General features: G+C 51.2%; 18 protein-coding genes, 1 tRNA gene, 2 pseudogenes and 1 riboswitch. Of the genes and pseudogenes, 13 read left to right on the top strand and 8 right to left on the bottom strand.

What is annotated here, in order from left to right; all coding sequences use genetic code 11:
- Window positions 1–100: 100 nt before the first annotated feature.
- The 3 genes and pseudogenes from G3578_RS03370 (at window position 101) to G3578_RS03360 (ending at window position 1,205) form a co-directional block, all read left to right on the top strand.
- The gene (locus G3578_RS03370) at window positions 101–391 is read left to right on the top strand and encodes a transporter (RefSeq protein ID WP_165208648.1); all 291 of its coding nucleotides are present in this window, start codon (window positions 101–103) and stop codon (window positions 389–391) included.
- A gap of 62 nt (window positions 392–453) precedes the next feature.
- Window positions 454–828: pseudogene (locus G3578_RS03365) on the top strand (sigma-70 family RNA polymerase sigma factor); the annotation flags it as partial.
- A gap of 62 nt (window positions 829–890) precedes the next feature.
- Window positions 891–1,205, top strand: coding sequence for a hypothetical protein (locus tag G3578_RS03360; protein WP_165208644.1), 315 nt, complete (start codon window positions 891–893; stop codon window positions 1,203–1,205).
- A gap of 544 nt (window positions 1,206–1,749) precedes the next feature.
- On the opposite strand, the gene G3578_RS03355 is transcribed toward G3578_RS03360, so the two are convergent.
- Window positions 1,750–2,196, bottom strand: coding sequence for a hypothetical protein (locus G3578_RS03355; protein ID WP_165208643.1), 447 nt, complete (start codon window positions 2,194–2,196; stop codon window positions 1,750–1,752).
- A 50-nt stretch (window positions 2,197–2,246) separates the two neighbouring features.
- On the opposite strand from G3578_RS03355, the pseudogene G3578_RS03350 reads away from it, so the two are divergent.
- The 4 genes and pseudogenes from G3578_RS03350 to G3578_RS03335 form a co-directional block, all read left to right on the top strand.
- A pseudogene (locus tag G3578_RS03350) lies at window positions 2,247–2,433 on the top strand (sigma factor-like helix-turn-helix DNA-binding protein); the annotation flags it as partial.
- 164 nt (window positions 2,434–2,597) lie between these two features.
- Entirely contained in the window at window positions 2,598–3,023 is a 426-nt protein-coding gene (locus G3578_RS03345) for a DMT family transporter (protein WP_165208641.1), read from the top strand.
- A 35-nt stretch (window positions 3,024–3,058) separates the two neighbouring features.
- Window positions 3,059–3,757, top strand: coding sequence for a Crp/Fnr family transcriptional regulator (locus G3578_RS03340; RefSeq protein ID WP_165208640.1), 699 nt, complete (start codon window positions 3,059–3,061; stop codon window positions 3,755–3,757).
- A gap of 81 nt (window positions 3,758–3,838) precedes the next feature.
- Complete coding sequence (locus G3578_RS03335; protein ID WP_165208639.1) at window positions 3,839–4,306, top strand: DMT family transporter; 468 nt, start codon at window positions 3,839–3,841, stop codon at window positions 4,304–4,306.
- 189 nt (window positions 4,307–4,495) lie between these two features.
- Here G3578_RS03335 and G3578_RS03330 read toward each other — a convergent pair whose 3' ends face one another.
- Entirely contained in the window at window positions 4,496–5,068 is a 573-nt protein-coding gene (locus tag G3578_RS03330) for a helix-turn-helix domain-containing protein (RefSeq protein ID WP_206529453.1), read from the bottom strand.
- Window positions 5,069–5,211: 143 nt separating this feature from the next.
- Between G3578_RS03330 and G3578_RS03325 the strand changes: the two genes are divergently transcribed.
- Window positions 5,212–5,904, top strand: a complete 693-nt coding sequence (locus G3578_RS03325) for an AzlC family ABC transporter permease (RefSeq protein WP_165208638.1) — start codon at window positions 5,212–5,214, stop codon at window positions 5,902–5,904.
- Entirely contained in the window at window positions 5,894–6,205 is a 312-nt protein-coding gene (locus tag G3578_RS03320; RefSeq protein ID WP_165208637.1) for an AzlD domain-containing protein, read from the top strand. Before G3578_RS03325 ends, G3578_RS03320 begins: the two co-directional genes overlap by 11 nt.
- 27 nt (window positions 6,206–6,232) lie before the next feature.
- On the opposite strand, the gene G3578_RS03315 is transcribed toward G3578_RS03320, so the two are convergent.
- The 4 genes from G3578_RS03315 to G3578_RS03300 form a co-directional block, all read right to left on the bottom strand.
- On the bottom strand, window positions 6,233–7,486 hold the full coding sequence (locus tag G3578_RS03315) for an MFS transporter (protein ID WP_165208636.1): 1,254 nt from the start codon (window positions 7,484–7,486) through the stop codon (window positions 6,233–6,235).
- Window positions 7,483–7,968 carry an ArsR/SmtB family transcription factor gene (locus G3578_RS03310; RefSeq protein ID WP_165208635.1) on the bottom strand — a complete coding sequence of 162 codons (486 nt, stop codon included), beginning with the start codon at window positions 7,966–7,968 and terminating at the stop codon, window positions 7,483–7,485. Before G3578_RS03310 ends, G3578_RS03315 begins: the two co-directional genes overlap by 4 nt.
- A 136-nt stretch (window positions 7,969–8,104) precedes the next feature.
- Window positions 8,105–8,422: a hypothetical protein gene (locus G3578_RS03305; RefSeq protein WP_165208634.1), complete on the bottom strand. Its 318-nt coding sequence runs from the start codon at window positions 8,420–8,422 to the stop codon at window positions 8,105–8,107.
- An 88-nt stretch (window positions 8,423–8,510) separates the two neighbouring features.
- A riboswitch (cyclic di-GMP riboswitch) is annotated at window positions 8,511–8,600 on the bottom strand.
- A 142-nt stretch (window positions 8,601–8,742) separates the two neighbouring features.
- A complete protein-coding gene (locus tag G3578_RS03300) occupies window positions 8,743–8,886 on the bottom strand; it encodes a hypothetical protein (RefSeq protein ID WP_165208632.1) in 144 nt (47 codons plus the stop codon).
- Window positions 8,887–9,051: 165 nt separating this feature from the next.
- Between G3578_RS03300 and G3578_RS03295 the strand changes: the two genes are divergently transcribed.
- From G3578_RS03295 to G3578_RS03285, 3 genes are all read left to right on the top strand, one after another.
- Entirely contained in the window at window positions 9,052–9,639 is a 588-nt protein-coding gene (locus tag G3578_RS03295) for a sigma-70 family RNA polymerase sigma factor (RefSeq protein ID WP_165208630.1), read from the top strand.
- Entirely contained in the window at window positions 9,614–10,324 is a 711-nt protein-coding gene (locus G3578_RS03290) for a DUF3600 domain-containing protein (RefSeq protein WP_165208628.1), read from the top strand. Before G3578_RS03295 ends, G3578_RS03290 begins: the two co-directional genes overlap by 26 nt.
- Window positions 10,325–10,564: 240 nt before the next feature.
- A tRNA-Thr gene (locus G3578_RS03285) sits at window positions 10,565–10,639 on the top strand.
- 110 nt (window positions 10,640–10,749) lie between these two features.
- Here the strand turns inward: G3578_RS03285 and lepB are convergent.
- On the bottom strand, window positions 10,750–11,310 hold the full coding sequence (lepB, locus tag G3578_RS03280; protein WP_206529452.1) for a signal peptidase I: 561 nt from the start codon (window positions 11,308–11,310) through the stop codon (window positions 10,750–10,752).
- 122 nt (window positions 11,311–11,432) lie between these two features.
- Complete coding sequence (locus tag G3578_RS03275; protein WP_165208626.1) at window positions 11,433–11,945, bottom strand: GNAT family N-acetyltransferase; 513 nt, start codon at window positions 11,943–11,945, stop codon at window positions 11,433–11,435.
- A gap of 166 nt (window positions 11,946–12,111) precedes the next feature.
- Here G3578_RS03275 and G3578_RS03270 point away from each other — a divergent pair, with 166 nt between their 5' ends.
- Window positions 12,112–12,492: a DUF2512 family protein gene (locus G3578_RS03270; protein WP_165208624.1), complete on the top strand. Its 381-nt coding sequence runs from the start codon at window positions 12,112–12,114 to the stop codon at window positions 12,490–12,492.
- The last annotated feature ends 56 nt before the right edge of the window (window positions 12,493–12,548 follow it).

Below are 12,548 nucleotides of genomic sequence, written 5' to 3'. Positions count from 1 at the left end.
GGATGCGCGGAAAATAGTTTGGTGTCCCGTGACAAGCGCTCATGCCATTTCATCTGCTTCTGCATCTCCTGTTAACAGACATGTTGGAGGTGATGAAGAGTTGGCCTATAACTTCCCGCCCGGTCCTCCTGGTGGCGGCAACTTCCCCGGCCCGCCGCCTGGTCCACCCCCGTCCACCATTCCCTTCCGCGGTTTTCAACAACAACGCTTTTCGTCGTTTCGCCCCTGCCTGTTCCGCAACACCTTTGTGTGGCTGCGAAACGGCAACCAGTTCTGGTTCTATCCTGTTTTTGTTGTGCCAGGAGGGGCCAGCGGTTATCGCTGGACTGGAAACAGATGGAGATTTTACGCGCTGGAAATCCGCCGCGTTGAGCATTTCGCATGCTTTTGATGAATGAAAAAGAGCCGCGTCGTGCGGCTCTTTTTCACATGCGCCCCTTAGACAGGAAAATGGAGATTCTCATGCACCTGCGCAGCCTGAAGAAAACGAAAAAAGATGTGTCGCTGCACGATCCCATTGGCACGGATAAGGAAGGGAATGAGATCACACTGATCGATGTCCTGGGAACGGAAACGGACGAAGTGGTGGATGCCGTGCAGTTGAAGCTGGAGAGCAACAAAATTTACCAGCATATTCATATCCTCGATGAGCGGGAAAAAGAGGTCATCATCGGCCGCTTCGGACTGGATCAGGACAAAGAGAAAACCCAGCGGGAGATCGCGCGGGAGCTCGGCATCTCCCGGTCGTACGTGTCGCGCATCGAGAAGCGGGCACTGATGAAATTATTTAATGAGTTTTACCGGTCGAAGCAGGCGCAGGGGAGGTAGTCCCTGCGGAAAGCCGTCCCCAATCGCTGCCACATAAACATATGGCAGGAGGTGGTTCCAGTATGAGAGCTCGTCGGGTAATCGTAGAGCCTGCACATGGCCGAATGGGCGATCATCAAAGAAATGTTCCAGAAACAGACCGGGTGAAAGCCCGGCTTGCCGGACAAGCCATGAAAGGTGTTCCAGAATCACCCGAAACTGCAGCGGAACTTCACCACGAAAGACGTTTAACTGCGACTGGTGCCGGGACAATATCACAGACGGTTGGGGCAAAAAATAGATTACTCAGACTTGTTCATCCTGTTAATACCACTAACAGTTTCCAGTTTTTGATTGATGCGGTGCAAGATCTCGATGATTTCAGCAAAGCCATGTAAGAGAATGCCGCCGACGATGGTGCTGCACACCGTGGCAATTAGCAGACCAAAATGATCATAAGGATCCATCAGCAATATAACTAAACCACCAATAAGCCCAAAGACAATGATTACTACTGCTATCGCTTTAATCCATCGAGCATATTTATTGGAATACCTTTTTAAAATGAACATCCCCCACTATCTTGGGAATTTTTAGAACAACCAAATTATACCATAAGCATTGGAGGAAAGATGATTGTCTCCTTTGCTTAAACTCATAATTAAAAACATAAAATCCCTGATACCGAGAGCGCCGCCGTCACGTTGGGTGGAATGTATCTGTTTACGATGTGGCTGAGCTGAACCGAGCTATTATGTCACATGAAATCCATCTATATGTGAAAGAAGTTTTTTCTGGCGTGGTATTTGTGACCGCGGGGAGCCCTTTGTTATGTAGAAACAACGTGGGGAAACCCATCTCATCCGGATCCACGAGAACAAGCTGCAGGCAGAGGCTGAAAAGCGACAGGATCTTTGTAAAATAAATAACACCAACCCATCGTTAATTAAGGAGTTCATATGCCCACCATGCTATCATTGCACTTATACAATAAGACCATGCAAAGAAAACCTTCATTGTTGTCCTGATTTTGTTTTTTAAATAATACCACAACGTCAATAAATAAAGATAATGGTAGGCACACATCATTATTACCCATAATAGTTCTCCAAAATGCCCATACTCCCAAGTCAGCCCAAAAAGTAAAATCCATCCGCCTACAATGCCAACCCCTATAAATAACAAACTAATTAATAATGAAATAAGAAAATGCATTATTGTCATACTTATCCCCCATTTCTTGTTTTTTGAGAGATGCGTGCATTCCCGGTCACGGCCATCGGCAGCAACGCGAAGAACGATGTGCCGGCGTGCATGGAAGAAGTTACCTAACCCACGTGTTAATATCAATATCATAAACAGATAACCAATAAAGGTAAATGAAACCACGTTGATCGGTGTCCTGGGAACGGAAACGGACGAAGTGGTGGATGCCGCATATCCTCGATGAGCGGGAAAAAGAGGTTATCATCGGTTGCTTCGGACTGTCAGGATAAAGAGAAAACCCAGCGCGAGATCGCGCGGGAACTCGGCATCTCCCGGTCGTTCGTGTCGCGCATCGAGAAACGGGCATTGATGAAATTATTCGATGAGTTTTACTGGTCGAAGCAGGCGCAGAATAGATAACTTATATGCCTGAAAAAGGCTAACGTGAACGGTCACCCGTAAGAAGCACTTTGAAAAAAGTGCGATCTTACGGGATATTTGTGTTGTCCGAGGACATATGTCCTTCCCCAGATACCAGGATGTATCATTTAATTATGGAATATCGAAATGGAGGAGAGAGAAGGATGAAAGGGAGTTTATTTGCGTTCTTAGGCGGGGCCTTTATTACCCTGCAAGGAGTGGCCAATTCCCGGATTAGTCAAGATATTGGCACTTGGCAAACGGCGACGATCACCCAGTTAACCGGATTCATAACGGCCTTGCTTATCCTGCTGTTCGTCCGAGACGGGAAATGGCAAGGGTTTAAGCAAGTGAAACCGTTATATCTGACTGGCGGCGCCTTGGCGGCGGTCATTATTTTTAGCAATGTCACGGCTATTCGGCAGATCGGTGTTACCCTTACGATATCTGCTTTACTGATTGCCCAGCTGAGTCTGACCTTTTTCATTGAGAGTAACGGATGGTTCGGCGTGGTGAAGCAGAAGATGAGGCTGCCGCAATTCATCGGCATCGGGATGATGATAGCTGGTGTGGTGATACTAAAATATTGATCCTACAAGTGAAAGGATGGAGGTGAAACCGGGGCATGAAAGAAATGAAAGATCGTGAGCAGCTGATTCAATATTTGCAGGCTCACCAAATAGAATCCATATTTCATGAACAATTAATACCCCATTTGTCGCTATACAGCTTTGATCAAGGGGAGCTCATCTGTTCCCAAGGAGAACCTGCACAATATCTGTACGTGCTTGTAAAAGGGAAGATAAAAATCTATACTACCTCGGCGGAAGGCAAAACACTTATTCTCTCTTTTAAGACACCTCTTGAGGTGATCGGGGATATTGAATATATACAGGGTATTCATAATCTAAATACGGTTGAGGCGGTATCGTCTGTCTGTATGATTGGGGTTCATCATCGTTGGTTGAAAAAATACGGAAGAGATTATGCCCCACTGTTGCAATTTCTACTGGAAATTATTACAAAAAAGTTTTGCATGAAATCCAATTCATTGAGCTTCAATTTGATGTATCCGGTGGAAGTGCGATTGGCAAGTTATCTATTGTCTGTCTCCTTTGATGAATCCGATTCTCTCATGAAAGGGCAACGTAGTCCTGTCAGTCTCGTGGATGCAGCGAACTTAATTGGAACCAGCTATCGACATCTAAATCGGGTTATCCAACAGTTCTGCAAAGAGGGGCTGATTGAGCGCAACAAAGGGTTCATTCTTGTGAAGGACAGGGAAGGATTAGCTGCGCTGGCAAGTCACAATATCTACGAATAGACTTATTCATTCATGCAGCGCGCAGGCAAGGCCATTCCATTACGCATCGGCATACAATCAGCAAACGGGAGAGTAAAGGGTATGATTCCAGGACTATTATTGGCGCTTATCGCAGGATCGCTGGTCAGTTTGCAAAATATTTTCAACAGTAAGGTGAATGAGCGCGCGGGAACTTGGGCAACCACCACATTAGTGTTAGGGATGGGATTTCTGGCTTCCCTGACGATCGGTCTGATCTTTGAAGGGAAACATTTATTTACCTTGCCACATATGCAGCCCTGGTACTGGTTCAGCGGGATGATCGGAACAGGCGTGGTCATTTGCCTGGTGCAGGGGATCAGGCTGCTTGGTCCCACGTACGCCATCTCAATCGTGCTGTCATCCCAGCTCGGGTTTGCTTTATTGTGGGACTCACTGGGATGGTTCGGTCTGGTTAAGGTCCCTTTTACCATCAAGCAGTTGATAGGTGTGCTGGTGATTGTCGGTGGCGTTTTGGTATTTAAATTAGGCGGTGGACGTGAGACCCAGCAGTCCGCTAAGATGACTTAGAATCGGCAGGCGCGAAACCCCGATTGATTCCTTGGGCATCTGAAATCACGCGGATCGATGTCCAGACAAAATTGCCATCGAATAATCTCCCGTAAGAAGCACTTTAAAAAAAGTGACGATCTTGCGGGAGATGTTTGTTGTCCGAAGACAGATGGCCTTTCTCAAATACATTTCAGATCCAGCAATTTTTTAAGGATTATGATAAGAAATGACAAAGTGCAAAATCGTCAAGGAGGAGGAGGGGTTGGCATACTTATGGGGACGATTCCCTTTAAAACGAATGGAATCGTACTCATCCAGGTGATATGTATCGCCGTCCACTTCCACCGTTAATCGGCCGGACATCACGGTAACAAATTCCATCACACCCGGTCGGTGTGCTTCCGAGAAATATTCCCCCCGAGGCTGCAGGTATCCCCGATAAAGCTCAAACAAGCCGTGAGAATGAAACAGAGGCTCAGCGACAAATACGTCGTTTGAACTGATCAGTTTCAGCCCATCCTTCTTCCTCGCGATGGAGACATCCGATTCAATGGACAATAGAGCGGTTACCGGGATATTTAGACCATTTGCGATTTTCCAGATTACCGACAATGTAGGATTGGCTTCCCCGCGTTCGATCTTGATCAATGTTAATTTGCTAACTCCGGTTTGTTTCGCCAATGCCTCCAGGCTGATTCCTTTATTCACCCGGAACTGCCGCAGATTGGCGCCGATACGCTTCCCTACATACCCGTCTTCCCATGGGTTTTCGGTGTTCATGTTCACGTTTTCCTCCTTCGGCTGAAATACCTGGTTTCATTGTTCGGTATGGTGTATTATAATAAACTAAAAGTTAAGTTTATTATACCATTTCAGCGCTTCTTTTACACCACACGGATTTTAGCTAAGGAGGTGTGATGAAAATGAATGATAAAAAAAGCGCGATAAAAACCGGTTTTACGGAAGCTTTGCCACTAGCAGTCGCCATTGCGGCGTATGGGTTATCTTATGGCGTGCTCGCTACTCAAGCCAATATTAGTTTGATGGGTGCCGTGGCGATGTCCTTGCTGGTGTTTTCCGGGTCCGTACAAATGGTAACCGTCGCAATGTTGACGGCGGGCGCAAATCTGACAAGCATTCTGTTTACCTCCGTTTTGTTAAATTTGCGCAATTTGTTATACGGAGCTGCCCTTGCAGAAGGTCTTGCTCCTGCCAAGAAGTGGAGGTGGTTGTTATCTTTTGGTGTGTCAGATGAACCTTTTGTGTTAGGGAGTTCAAGGTTTAAACAATATGGACCGGACCCGCTTTACTTTGGGATCGTTGTTGGTACGTTCTATATGGCTTGGGCTTTCTCTTCGTTCATTGGCGCTTTGATTGGAAACCAAGTTGATCCTCAACAATGGGGATTGGACTTAGCGTTTCCGGTTACTTTTGTCGCTCTTCTTATCCCTGGTCTTCAAGAAAAACCGGTCATTGCAACGGCGCTCACTGCTGCAGGATTAGCGATTGGGCTCGAATGTGTAATGCCGGGCAATGAATTTACCATCATTATTACTGGTGTTTTGTCGCCGCTTGTGGGTCTTTATGTAAAGAGGAGGTCCCAAGATGCTGAATAATTGGATTCTCATCGGATTACTAGCCGTGTCTACCTATGTATCACGCATCATCGGCGTCGAAATCATGGCAGGACGAAAGATGAGTCCTATCTTGCGTTTATATTTTCAATATGTTCCTGTTGGAATTATATCGGCTCTTATCATCAAACAAATCTTCATACCCACGGATGGACAGCTGGCTGTTTCATTTCCGGTCCTTATCGGCTGTCTTTCCACAGCCATTACCATTCAGATCATAAAAATGTTTCTGCCTTCTGTTGTGATTGGCGTAATGATTGGATTGTTAGCCCGTTATATGTAACAAGCAAAAGTCCTGCTGAAGATGCTGTCAACCCTGATATGCGCCCTGCTCCTGCGCACCGGTACGCATCCTGACCAGCGGGGTAAAGAGGAGCACCCCGATGCCGGATATCACCGTCACCGTGCCGCCCAGCAGGATCACCTCGGCGGCTCCCAGCCAGCTTGCCAACTGTCCGGACAGCAGGATGGCGGGCGGCAGCAGAGCGAAGCTGAACGTCATCAGAACGGAAAAAACCTGGGCCTGCTGGCGCGGAGGGACAACCGTCTGGACAATCACCATCTCCGGGACGTTGATGGCTGAGACGGCCATGCCCGAGACAAGGCAGGCGAAGAGCACAAGCGGCAGCTGCTCGGTCAGTCCCATCGCCATGGTGGAGAGGCCGCCTGCAATGCCGGCATAGGTAAAAAGTGCGCCATGGCGGCGGATTTTCACGCGGGTCAGCAAAAGTCCCATCCCCAACGCCCCGATGGCAACGCCCGCCCTCAGCATGGTTAAGGTGGAGGCGTCGCCGTTCAAATGCTCCGTGACATAGATGGGCGCAAGGGCCAGGAAGGGAGCGCCGCCCACATTGAGGCAGACGGCAAACAGATTCAGCCCGAAGAGAAGCGGGTGCCTGCGAACAATGGAAAAGCCTTGTTTGACCTGCGCGAGGTACGATTCCTTTTCTGCAGGAGCGGCATCCCGACGGTTGACATGCCCGGTGCGAACCAGAAGAATCAGCAGGGCGGACAACAGGAACAACGCAGCTGTCACCATCAAGGTAACGGGGGCGGAGAAGAGTTGAATGACCACACCAGCCCCAGCCAGCCCGATAATCGTGATCACCTGGCTGGAAGATTGCAAGAGCGCATTGGCTTGCTGCAGCTGCTCCTGTGCCACCACCCGCGGCAGCAGGGCGACGGATGCCGGGGGATACAGCGAGCCGATCGCCGATTGCAGCACGGCCGAGACAAAAAACAGCCAGAGAGGCAGCGCGCCAAGAAGATGGCAAACCGGCACCAGCAGGATGGCCAGCGCCCGGAAGCCATCGGAAGCAAACATCCACTGCTGCAGTCTCCCTTTGGTCAGCAGGGGGCTGACAAAAGAACTGAGCAGCATCTGGGGAACGACACTGCAAAAAAACAGGATGGACGTGCCGAGCGCATTGCCGCCGGATTCAACCAGCAGCCAGACAAACGCGATCGAAGCGAACCCATCCGCCAGATCCTTTACGGCGCGTGAAGCAAACAGCAGTGCAAACGATCGATGCCATAACCGGCCCTGCCGAAAGCGGTTGGTCATCTCCCTCCCTCCTTGTTGTTTCGCTGAAGCTGGATCAGGACTTCGACTTCCTCGAGAGGCTCTTCCGACTGCGTCGGGATGCGGCTTTCCCATCGCAGCAGGAGCGCTTCCAATTCCTTTCGCAGTTCCTCACGCTCCTTTGCGGTCAGGAGCAAATGAGACATCAACCTCTCTTTTCCCTTCTGGCTGTCAGGAAAGCCGATCAGGTGGAAACGGGTGTGATGGGCTTTGTAGTATTTTTCCACGATCCCGCCGACTTCCCGGGTCTCCGTAAGTTCAATGAGTCCCCCGTCATGCAGCCGCTGGATATGGTAATGTACATTGCCGGGGCTTTGACCGAGCAGGTCGGCCACCTGTTTGGCGGTGCGCGGCTCCTGGGCCAGCAGATGCAGAATCTGGATGCGGATGGCGCTGGCCAGCAATTTTTGCTGCTCAAGCGTGATAGGGATGGCATCGCCCTTGAAAGGCTCGTTTGCGTTCATGGAAGTTCACCCACTTATTCTGGAAAATTAGAATGATCGATAAATACAGAATAAAATGGGCCGCCAGCTGTTGTCAATCCATAAAGAAACCGGTATCCTCCGTGATGAGAGAATACCGGTTTCTTTGGAAGAAGGCTTAGTCTTCCAGATATTCCTGCAGCCTGGCGTTGGCCAATTCGGGATCCGCATCCAATTGAAACAGCAGATTGAGATTGCTGGTTGAGGTAATGCTCATGCGCGTGGCGTGGTACAACTCCGGTTTCGTCTGTTTGATATGGCACATCAGTTCCACGGTGGGTGGCACCAGGTTCTTGGTGCGCAGCAGCCTGTTTAACAGGGCGATCAATGCTCTCACCGAGGATTGTTCGTCATTATCCGGGATCCTGGAGATCTCCGTCAGCATCTCTCTTACCAGTTTCTTCTGCTCCGGCGTGTGCTGCTTATGCATGCTCATCGTTGACACCCCCGCCATTCACTCAATTTCCTTCATACAAAAGAAAAACCGATCCAAGGCATCTTGGAACGGTGGAAATGATCCAAAATGCGGCAACCTGGCAGTCATAGGATAGAGATATCCCGTAGACCCATGGCTTTGCGCCCCGGCCTTTCGCACCGGTTTGCCCTTGACGCTCCATTCTGTTACGGTTCGGTCATACCGTTATTATACTAAATGAACCAATAACGGGAAACTCTTTCCCGAAGAATCCTGCAAGATACTAGAAACGGGCAAGCCCTCTCGCCGGGGTGCCGATCAAGAGGGCTTGCCGTGGGCTATCATTCGCTTTTCAGTGATTCCAGCCAATCCGCATAGCAGGTATCGCACAGGAGTTCATTGCGTTCCTGCTGTCCTTGGAAAACGGTGATCATGTGGGCGCTTTCCGTTTGGTGCTCGCAGTAAGCACATCGATAGGTTGGCATAGCCATCCTCTCCTTCCGCGCGTCAGATTGAACGGATTGTCGCCTTTATTGTTTCCCGCTGGGGGCTGCGGGTTGTGAAGAAATTTCTGGGTGTCGGCGCGAAGGTGAACCTTGTTGTTCCGACGAGCGAATATATGGGTGTAACAAGTACAGGAGGGCCCTCTGATGAATGAATGGGAAGTACAGCAGTTGCTGAAGCGGTTGGCAGCCGGCGACCTTGCCGCGTTTGACCGCATCTACGAGATGACGTTTCAGGATGTGTATCGCACCTTGTCTCTGCTCTTGGTCAACAGGGGGGATATCGAAGACGTGATGAACGAGGTGTATGTCGGCATGTGGCTGTCGCTCCCCCGCTACGACCCCGGCCGTCCGTTCCGTTATTGGCTGCATGGCTTGATCGTGCGTAAAGCGCAGGATTGGCGGCGAAAGGCGTGGAGAAGGCTGCGCCTGCTGAAGCGGGCCAATTGGGCGAAAGGGACGGATGGTTGGACCGATGACTCCGTTCTGGCTGCGGAGACGCGGCAGGAGGTGTTGACGCTCGTCCGCAGACTGCCGTACAAACTGCGGGTGGTCATCATTCTTCGTTATTACCACGACTACACCCTGGAAGAGATGGCAGAGCTGCTGCAGATCCCTCTCGGAACGGTCAAATCGAGGCATCACCATGCATTGAAAAAATTACGGCGGCAGTTGGAGGAACGGCCGCAGGGAAAGGTGGCATCCACAGATGATCTTGGAACGACAACTACGTGATGAACTGAAACAGTACGCTTCCAGCCAGCAGTGTCCCCCTGACATGCATGCGCGACTCCGTCAGCAGATGGAACAAGCGATGGGGAAGGGAGCTTTTCGACCCGCACGGTTCCGGCGCGGGGTGATGGCGGCCGCCATCAGTGCGGCGCTGCTGCTGCCGGCGGCCGCGTTTGCCGGCAATCCGATGCTGGCCGACCGGATCTACGGCTCCTTTGAACAATTGAAAAAGAAGATGACGGCGGTCACGATGGAGCAGTACGCCGCGCTGGCGGGCAAACTGTCCGGCGCACAGGCCCAATTGGGGGAAAAGGAATACGCCAGGTACGAAGCATTGCTCAAACAGTACGTGCGGGCAGCCTACGAGTACGGGAACGGCAAAGGGTACATCGATTTCGACGCGCTTCCTGCGGAAAAACGGGCGGAGATGAAACAGCTGCTCCGCGAGCTGCAGCCGTATTTTGACCGGTTAAACGGAGAGCGCTCGGCCAAGGAGGTGCTGTCGCCGGAAGCATTCGATCGCTATATCGAAGCGCAGATGACATATCAGACCGTCCTGGCGCAAGCGGGGATAGAGGCCGGCCAGCGGTTTACCTCGCAGGACATCCCGGCCCATCTGCGGGATCGATTTGAAAAAGCGGAGGCGGTGATTCGCGAGGTGTCCCGCGCCACCGATCCACGGCGTTGATGGATGGATCAACCGAGCCGGAACAAGGATTCGCGGCGGGCAGCCATTGGGCATGCTTTGCGTAGGGGGAATGGCGGCCGCGTAACGGAAGCAGGACAAGATGACCAATAATCCGCCAATCCGTAGAAAGACGACTTTTTTAAAAAAAGGTATTGAAATGGTGTTGGTTCTGTGCTATTATCTCAATTGTCCGCTCCGACAGGTCGGTTGACAGAGCGGACGGTACCGCAGAGCGATCATGCTGGCGTAGCACAGTGGTAGTGCAGCTGATTCGTAATCAGCAGGTCGGGGGTTCGAGTCCCTTCGCCAGCACCATTTCGATACAAGATAAAGCAGGGGAAACCCTGCTTTTTTGCTTTCAAAAAAATGCTCCCATCAAGCAAAAAACCGATAACCTTTTTCAAAAGGTTACCGGCAGTTTGGCATTAATTGATGCCCAGCATTTCTGATCCCATCACATGATCGAGCGGGATAAACCCGATGTCCCTGCTGTCCTTGCTGTTGTTGCGATTGTCTCCCATGACAAACACATGGTCTTCGGGAACGACCCATTTCTTGTCGGAAGTGTACTCCATCGGCTCCTTGATGTAAGGTTCATCCAGGGCAACACCGTTGCGGTATACTTTGTGATCCTTGAACTCCAGGACATCGCCCGGTCTGCCGATCACCCGTTTTACATAATACGTGTGATCTTCCGATTCCCCTTTAAGCAGAAGAAACAGCGGATTTTCCATGATGTCATCCTTCAGGGTGCGTTTGCGGTCCACGCGGCTGTCAATGACCACGATATCCCCATAGTCCGGAAGGTAGGAGAAGGTATGCGACAATTTGGATACATAGATCAGTTCCTGGTCATGCAGGGTCGGATCCATGGAATGTCCTTCCACCCTGAACGGCTGGAACACAAAGATGCTGATCAGCAGTGCCAGGACGACGGCAAAGAGTAACGATTTCGCCCAACTCCAGACTTCCTTCACGATATTCATTGCAAAACCGCCTTTCCATGTCGAGTCAAACATCCGAAGTATACCGGAAATATGCTCCCTCTTTCAATACGTTTGAAAGTGCGGGTTCGTTTCATCAAAAGAGAGGAAAATCGGACGAACCCTCAGGACGCCGTCTCTCCTGCCGCATACAGACAGACGTCGCGCCCGCGAAAAGTCACCATCCGCTCAAAAGACATCCCGATCTTCTTGGCAACTCCGATCGAAGCGGCGTTGGCAGGGTGGATCAGAGAGACGAGGCGGGGGAGCCCGAGTGTTTCCCGGCCGTACGCCAGGAAAGCGGACGCGGCCTCCGAAGCCAGCCCTTTTCCCCAATGGGCGCGAGCGATCCAGTACCCCACTTCCATTTCGTCTCTGCCCTCAACCTGTTGGGGAACCAGGCCGACGTGGCCGACAGGCTGGCCGTCTTGTTTCTGTACCGCAAGCATCAGGCCCGTGCCCTTGCCGGCCGCATAATGGCCGAGAATGCGGTCCAGAAAGGCGCGTATTTCCTCCCGGGTGCGGATCTGGCCGTGGCCGATATAGCGTACCATTAAGGGGTCTGTCAGCATGGAGGTAAGAAAATCAAGGTCATCGTCCGTGTAGCGGCGAAACAGCAAGCGTTCCGTTTCCAGCACAGCTTTCACTCCTTTTCGATGGGAAAATCCTGCCGACTGCATAACCGGTGGATTGCAAGGTTATCTTACCGGATAACAGGAGCCGATTCCATACATTTGTCACATTTGTCGCGCTGCCAAAAAGAGTCTTGAGTCGACGGGGTTTGACAAAAGGAGGGCGACCGGCATGACGCTGCTGCAACGGGCCGGTGTCAATCTTGGCTACAAGCTGCTTGTCTTTCCGGCACTCATATGGGGGTTTGCCGCCTTGTTCCCCGGTCTGATCCGGTTCGCAACCGTGTGGCAGCCGATTGCGATCAGCGGGCTGTTCATCCTGACCGGACTGATCGCCGATGAGACCATTTTACCGCGTGCGGGGAATCTGCCGGCCACATTCCAGGGCTTCCTGTTCATGACCGCCGTCCTGTGGGCCAGTCAGTTCCTGTTTTCCGGCAGCAGGGTGACGGGAATGGGCGCGCTGGCGCTGGGCCTGCTCCTGGGAATGGCCGAACTGTGCATGCACCGCTGGATTCTGCAGCAGCGGGAGAAACAAGAAAAATCATCGTGACCCGAGGGGGAGCGATGATTTTTTTTCATGATGTGACTTTCCTCACACCTCCTTAC

Origin of the sequence: Brevibacillus sp. SYP-B805, from assembly GCF_011059135.1 — a bacterium.
GTDB lineage: Bacteria > Bacillota > Bacilli > Brevibacillales > Brevibacillaceae > Brevibacillus_F.
The sequence above is the reverse complement of the archived record's forward strand: the minus strand, read 5'-3'. Positions and strand labels throughout refer to the sequence as shown.